The sequence below is a fragment of the Pseudomonas sp. FFUP_PS_473 genome (assembly GCF_002858665.1).
GTDB lineage: Bacteria > Pseudomonadota > Gammaproteobacteria > Pseudomonadales > Pseudomonadaceae > Aquipseudomonas > Aquipseudomonas defluvii.
In genome coordinates, this window is the sequence record NZ_PJQQ01000070.1 from 1 (window position 1) to 5,700 (window position 5,700).

Genomic DNA, 5,700 nt, shown 5'->3' on the forward strand with positions numbered 1-5,700 from the left:
GAACCGCCGTGTACGGAACCGTACGCACGGTGGTGTGAGAGGACGGCGGGTGTGAACTCGCCTCCTACTCGATTCTGAAGAGCCATCAATTCGCTATCCTTAGTTGGCTCAAGAGGAAACGATATGACAAACCAGAATGAAGCTCGCGGAATAATCGCGTTTAAGAGCGCCCAGCTTGAAGATCAGCTTCGGAAGGCTGGAGCTACCGGCATCGGGCTCAAAGAACTTAGTGAGAGCGTTTGTCAATTGTTTGGCGATGCGGACATTGCCCGTATTCGTAGAGTTTATGAGCTGCGCAACAAAGCCCTCCACGAACACGACTATTTCATCGATCAGAAAGTCCTGGATCGTTACGTAGCTAATGTGGATTCGGTGATCCATGTTCTTGAGCCTAGCCCTGGAACGGAGGCTTACTTCCGCAACAAACTGGCAGAGTCTGATTACGTAGATGAGGAGACTTACCAGTGGATGAGCGAGAAAGGACAGCAATGGATTGCGGATCGACAGGCTCAAAAGGCTGAAGCGACTACGGCTCGCCTGAAGCAAGCGACTGCCGAACCTTTGACCGAGCTGACTGCAGAAAGCGAGCTCACTGCGGAAGAGCTCCGCAGGCGGCGTTTTGAAGAGCTTGGAAAACGTCAGCTCGCCGGTGAGATGGTTCTGAAGGGGGCCGCAAAAGCGGGCTTGTCGCCGCAGACAAAGGAAAAGCTCCGTGACGGAGCCATTACCGTCGGCATCCATCTGCTGGGCAGTATTTTCAGGCGCTAGTCAGCGGCCATAGCTTTGCTTTATCCGGCATGTCGGTAGACCTATGCTCCCGAACTGCGTTCCGGCTGGTTGCATGATTTCGCCATCCTGATAATTTTGCCTTTGGTAAAAAACCAATCCCGAAACCCGGCCTTAGTGCCGGGTTTTTTCGTTCAGTGCTCCCTGAGAGGGAGGATTCCGGATGCCAAACATGCCAGAAAAAGACCCGTTATTCTGGGTGTTGGTCCTGACTGCCCTGAGAGAGAACGGCCTCGCAATGGGGCTCACGTTCGCGCTGACTTGGCTTCGAATTCAGTTCGACGGAAAGGAGACCAAGCCCGTCCGCCAGCTCATCGAGGCTGCGCTAGGAGCCTTGATCGTCATGGTGGTTGGCCTGACCGTCAAAGAGTTCGGCTTCAGCATTGCCTGGTCGTTCGCCACTGCTGGCTTCATCGGCGTGCTTGGCGTTGAGCAGGCCCGGCAGCTTGGCAGGCGCTGGGCAGAGCGAAAGACTGAAGAGATCTGATCCGCGCCACAAATTCGAGATGCGCCGTTTCGTGGCGCGGGAGCGAGCATGAAGGTCGTTCAATTCCAGCGTGAAGAGTGGCGCGATGCCGCGCGTACCTTGAGGAAGATTGCAGACCAATTGGACAGCGGTGATCTTCCACCATGCAGCATCGGAACCCTGGCCATGCGCAGTCCAGAGGGGCAAGTGGAAATATTCGGGTTTGGCCCGGTAGCCGATGACCTGCAGGCCTTGGCATTGTTCAGGCTGGCCGAGCAAAAGCTGATTGACGTGCTGGTGGAGCAGCCAGAAGGATAATCATGACAACCAAGCAACCCGACCGGTAGGCCATCGAACGAGCCTACCGGGCTTGGTCGTATCTCTTCCAAATAGGCACGATTTGGCGCAGACCACCCTGATGTTGAGCTGATCTGCTCAGTGGTGTGGATCGATCTGTCAGCACCAGCTACTTTGAGGGTTCACGCAAGGAGTTTGGACATGTCAGATAAATACGTCGGAAAACTCACGGGTGTAGGCACGGACAACGTGAAGTACGTGATTAACATCTATCAGGACGAGACTGTTGAGCGTTCATCACAAGGTATGGTTCGACATGAAGGTCTGAAGCATTTCGAAATGCAATTCGGTGGTGACGTGAAAAAGATCTCTGAGACTGAGTACGAGATTGTGGCCACGGGAGTGAGGGTCACTGTGAGTGATGCCCAAAACTAACAGCGTTGGTCTGTGAAGCTGGTATCTGGATGAGAGCGCCGAATATTAGGCCGCATGAATTAATGATCATGCCTAGCCTGCGTTGAACGTCAGACTCCGGGCGAAGCGCTGTCTCCTTCATCGAATCAACTCCTGCCGCACCATCATTTCCAAATCAAGGTGACTTATGGGCAGGCCATATCCTCCATCGTCACTGACTTAACTATCCGACTTCAGTATTCGCCTGACCCCAGCTCTTGAGGTGTGGGAATGGCTTCAAGCCGAGATTCTCGCCGCCACCGGCAGCATCCATAACGAAGACCACGGCCATCTGATCGACGCCAACATCGGTGTGCTCTGGGCATCTTCCGGATTCGCCAAGCAGGGCCGGGTGGTTCTGGGCCAGTCCGAGCAAGTCATGTTCCGCGCTGGCGGCTGGCAGAAGGCTCGCCAAGAGCAGCAGATGCGGGACTGGTTCGGCGAAGTGCCGGATTATCTGATCACGCTTGCCGCTGATTTCTGCGCGGAATGCACCGACGCCGAGTTTTGCGCCCTGGTCGAGCACGAGCTCTACCACATCGCCCATGCGACCGATCAGTACGGCGCGCCCAAGTTCACCCAAGAAGGTCTCCCCAAGCTACAGATGCGCGGACACGACGTTGAAGAGTTCGTCGGTGTGGTTCGCCGATATGGAGTATCGGCATTGCCGCTATTGCCCGTGGCGCTCAGGTAGCGACCATGAATTTCGAGGTCCCAAACGACAACGAAATCACGGTCACCACCACCTTTGCGGCCATCGCCTGGGATGACAAGGCCGACAATACGTCGTTCATCCTCAACCCGATCGCCGAAGCGCACCAGCGCCGCTATGGCTTCAAGGACGTCACCGGCCTGAAGATCAACGGCGTTCAGCTGGGCGAGGACAATGCCTGCGTCGACAGCTTCAGCCTGCAGTTCGACAACGCAGTCCAGACCCTGCGCTGCATCGGTAACGGAAACCCGTTCCCGGGCAACATCATCCCGACCACCTTCACCCCGTTGGGCAGCATCACCCTGAGCTGGTCGAAGACCGCTTACCAGTACTGGAAGGCCCAGCAGACCGGCGACGCGCTGAGCTTTGAGTTCACGCTGAACAATGGCGACGGCGGCTACACCTTCTTCATTCCTGAGATGGAAGTGAGCGGTGACTGGCCGGACGGCGGGTCGACCGACATCATTCAGGTGGAGCTGAGCTACACCGGCCGCCGCGTGCCGCCAACCATCACCCGCCTGCCTGCACCGATCACTATTGCTGCCGTAACAGTCACCCCGGCGACCGCCAGCGTTGCAGTAGGCGAGACCGTGGACCTCGAGGCCGTGGTGACCCCAGTCGGCGCCAGCCAGTTGGTTACCTGGACCAGCTCGGACGAAACCAAGGCGAGCGTCAGCGCCACCGGCCTGGTCACCGGCATTGCAGCCGGTACCGCCACCATCACTGCGACCAGTGCAGCAGACGGCACCAAGACCGATACCGCTGAAATCACTGTTACCGCTTAACCCTTTGCCCGGCGTGCCCTGCGGTGTGCGTCGGGCCTTTTACCGCAGAGGAATACCATGGGCATTACGATTGCGAACAAGCCAGAGCTCGACATCAACGGTACTCGTTGGGTGGAAATCGCACCTGGCGCGAAGATCCTGGTTGGCTCGACAGCGAGCCCTTTGTACAGGTCGAACTACGCACTGATTCAGCGTCACCTGGCGTCCATCGACATGCAAAACCCACTACAAGGAACTGCTCAATGCGCAACAACTTCAGGATCGCTTGCGTGACCGCCTTGCTACCGCTGATTTGCGGCTGTCAGTCCTACTCTCCGCCCCCGCCAACACCACGAGTGGTAGCGGTGGGGTGCGAGAAGCCTCCGGCCCCAGCGGCGTGGTTCATGGAGGCGCGCGAGCCGAACTTGACCGAGCGCATGCTCAACGAATTGTCGCCATCACCGGAGACGGCGACCAAGGATTGATTGCGCTGCAGGCGTGCCAGGCGTTTGTACGCGAAGGCATGCAGTGAGCAGAGCTGGTGAAAAGCTATTTAGCAGAACCCTACAACTTGATGCTATCGATACTTTTGGGTGAGGTGCAAATTCAAGGTAATCTGAGCTGGAGGCTGGCTCACAATTGAAGTGATGGAGCTTAATTGTTTGTAAATTAAACTCCATTTTAGGTTTGGCTCAATTTACTTCTTGATATTTTTGTAGCAATATGTGCCGGGCGCCTCCATTTTTTGACCCACAGCTAAAGCATGAAGATGAAGATGATTCGCCTGAGCCCATCGCGCTGTGGCAGCTGTATTTGCTTCTCCCGTCATTATAAACAACAGTCCAGCAGATGTTAGCAGTTGAAGAGCCATTGTTGGTCATTATTACATACCCGGAACCGCCATTATCATAAGAGCATGCACTCATCGAGACGGGGTATGCCGCGTGCGTCCATGACTCGCACTGATCGGCATGGGCAGTTGCAACTGCCGCCATTAATGATAGGGCGCCTAGTACAAGTTTTTTCATGTTGATTTCTCTAAGTTAAAACGCGTGCTTATTATTGGTTTCGCATGCAGTTAGCTTGCAGCGCATCGGTATAGCTTCTATGAGCTGAATATTTTCTCAAATAGGCAGCGTCTCATAGCCCTCTGGGCAGCCGTAGCGTACCCTGATTTGTCTCGGATTTTGTAGCAGTAAATGACGGATCTTGACTGAATTCAGTCATTGAAGGCTGGAGTTGAATTAAATGTTCCTTGGGAGGAAAAGGGGCGTATCACTTGCTGGGAGGCGATGCCAGTCGATACGGCACGTCCTTTGCCATTGCTCCGAAGACAACGATCACGCCGATGATAATCGCCAGAATTTCAAATCCCCGCATAGGTATCCCTCCCTATACAGCGCAGCCAAGCGCCATGATGTTCTGGTTGAGGCGATAGAGAAGGGAGCGGGGATCGTTTGTCATGGCGGTTCCTCCAGTGTGAAGGAAAGCTCAGAAGGCAGGGAATGCAACCAGATCGCTCAGATCATACTCAGAGGCATACATTAAATTGGCGGCCGCATTTTCTGCCGTCTTGTGTCCTCACTGACCGACAAGAACCGGCGCGTCGTAAAACCGCTGCGCACGCCAGACCTTAAGTTTGGCCGTAGAGCCAATAGCTGATCGTCCAACGGCCAGGCGAAAATCAGTTGCATCCTCTATTGGGTTGTCGTTGACGGCTACAACGACATCGCCTCGTGAAAGCCCTGCCTTTTCCGCATTGCTGCCAGGTGACGCACCTTCAATCCATACCCCCGTGGCCGGAATCTTAAGCTGAGGCGCTTTGACTGGATCAACTGTGTCAATGATCGCCCCTATACGGCCTAGTAGCGGTGACAGAGGTGGGCAGTTTTTCCCTTGGAATACTTGTGACACTGCAGATTTCTTGGCATCTCCCACTTGCTTGGCCATGGGGTTAGGTGAGGCTATAAGCTGATCAGATTCAGACAGCGATAGATGTAAGTAGTCGCATGATCGGCTTTGGTACTTCGTAACTGTTTCTTTGGCCACAAGATCCGCTAATGTCGACCCTTGCACTGATTTGGTTGCGATTGCTGAGGCAGATGTAGCTGGGGCTGTGACGGACGCCGATGGGAGGGCGTTAGGAGGGCGGCCTCAAGGAGCAAGTGCAACACCTGATGTAAGGTGTTGCCATGTCTACCCAATACAGTCACCTGAGTACC

Annotated in this window: 7 protein-coding genes and 1 pseudogene; 7 read left to right on the forward strand and 1 reads right to left on the reverse strand. The window is 55.0% G+C overall.

What is annotated here, in order from left to right:
- Positions 1 to 123: 123 nt before the first annotated feature.
- From CYD26_RS24420 to CYD26_RS24450, 7 genes and pseudogenes are all read left to right on the forward strand, one after another.
- Entirely contained in the window at positions 124 to 768 is a 645-nt protein-coding gene (locus tag CYD26_RS24420) for a hypothetical protein (RefSeq protein ID WP_102053882.1), read from the forward strand.
- 190 nt (positions 769 to 958) lie between these two features.
- Entirely contained in the window at positions 959 to 1,273 is a 315-nt protein-coding gene (locus tag CYD26_RS24425) for a phage holin family protein (protein ID WP_256588074.1), read from the forward strand.
- A gap of 48 nt (positions 1,274 to 1,321) precedes the next feature.
- Entirely contained in the window at positions 1,322 to 1,570 is a 249-nt protein-coding gene (locus CYD26_RS24430) for a hypothetical protein (RefSeq protein ID WP_102053884.1), read from the forward strand.
- A gap of 180 nt (positions 1,571 to 1,750) precedes the next feature.
- Complete coding sequence (locus CYD26_RS24435) at positions 1,751 to 1,984, forward strand: hypothetical protein (protein WP_102053885.1); 234 nt, start codon at positions 1,751 to 1,753, stop codon at positions 1,982 to 1,984.
- 217 nt (positions 1,985 to 2,201) lie between these two features.
- A pseudogene (locus tag CYD26_RS24440) lies at positions 2,202 to 2,663 on the forward strand (putative metallopeptidase); the annotation flags it as partial.
- A 38-nt stretch (positions 2,664 to 2,701) separates the two neighbouring features.
- Positions 2,702 to 3,499 carry a phage tail tube protein gene (locus tag CYD26_RS24445; protein ID WP_102053886.1) on the forward strand — a complete coding sequence of 266 codons (798 nt, stop codon included), beginning with the start codon at positions 2,702 to 2,704 and terminating at the stop codon, positions 3,497 to 3,499.
- A 269-nt stretch (positions 3,500 to 3,768) separates the two neighbouring features.
- Positions 3,769 to 3,963, forward strand: a complete 195-nt coding sequence (locus tag CYD26_RS24450; protein WP_371917266.1) for a hypothetical protein — start codon at positions 3,769 to 3,771, stop codon at positions 3,961 to 3,963.
- A gap of 1,096 nt (positions 3,964 to 5,059) precedes the next feature.
- Here the strand turns inward: CYD26_RS24450 and CYD26_RS24455 are convergent.
- Entirely contained in the window at positions 5,060 to 5,428 is a 369-nt protein-coding gene (locus tag CYD26_RS24455; protein WP_102053888.1) for a PDZ domain-containing protein, read from the reverse strand.
- Between the last annotated feature and the right edge of the window lie 272 nt (positions 5,429 to 5,700).

Bases quoted from the DNA above. Each gene is read 5' to 3' on its own strand.
- CYD26_RS24420 (WP_102053882.1), top strand. From the start codon at position 124: ATGACAAACCAGAATGAAGCTCGCGGAATAATCGCGTTTAAGAGCGCC.
- CYD26_RS24425 (WP_256588074.1), top strand. From the start codon at position 959: ATGCCAGAAAAAGACCCGTTATTCTGGGTGTTGGTCCTGACTGCCCTG.
- CYD26_RS24430 (WP_102053884.1), top strand. From the start codon at position 1,322: ATGAAGGTCGTTCAATTCCAGCGTGAAGAGTGGCGCGATGCCGCGCGT.
- CYD26_RS24435 (WP_102053885.1), top strand. From the start codon at position 1,751: ATGTCAGATAAATACGTCGGAAAACTCACGGGTGTAGGCACGGACAAC.
- CYD26_RS24445 (WP_102053886.1), top strand. From the start codon at position 2,702: ATGAATTTCGAGGTCCCAAACGACAACGAAATCACGGTCACCACCACC.
- CYD26_RS24455 (WP_102053888.1), bottom strand. From the start codon at position 5,428: ATGGCCAAGCAAGTGGGAGATGCCAAGAAATCTGCAGTGTCACAAGTA.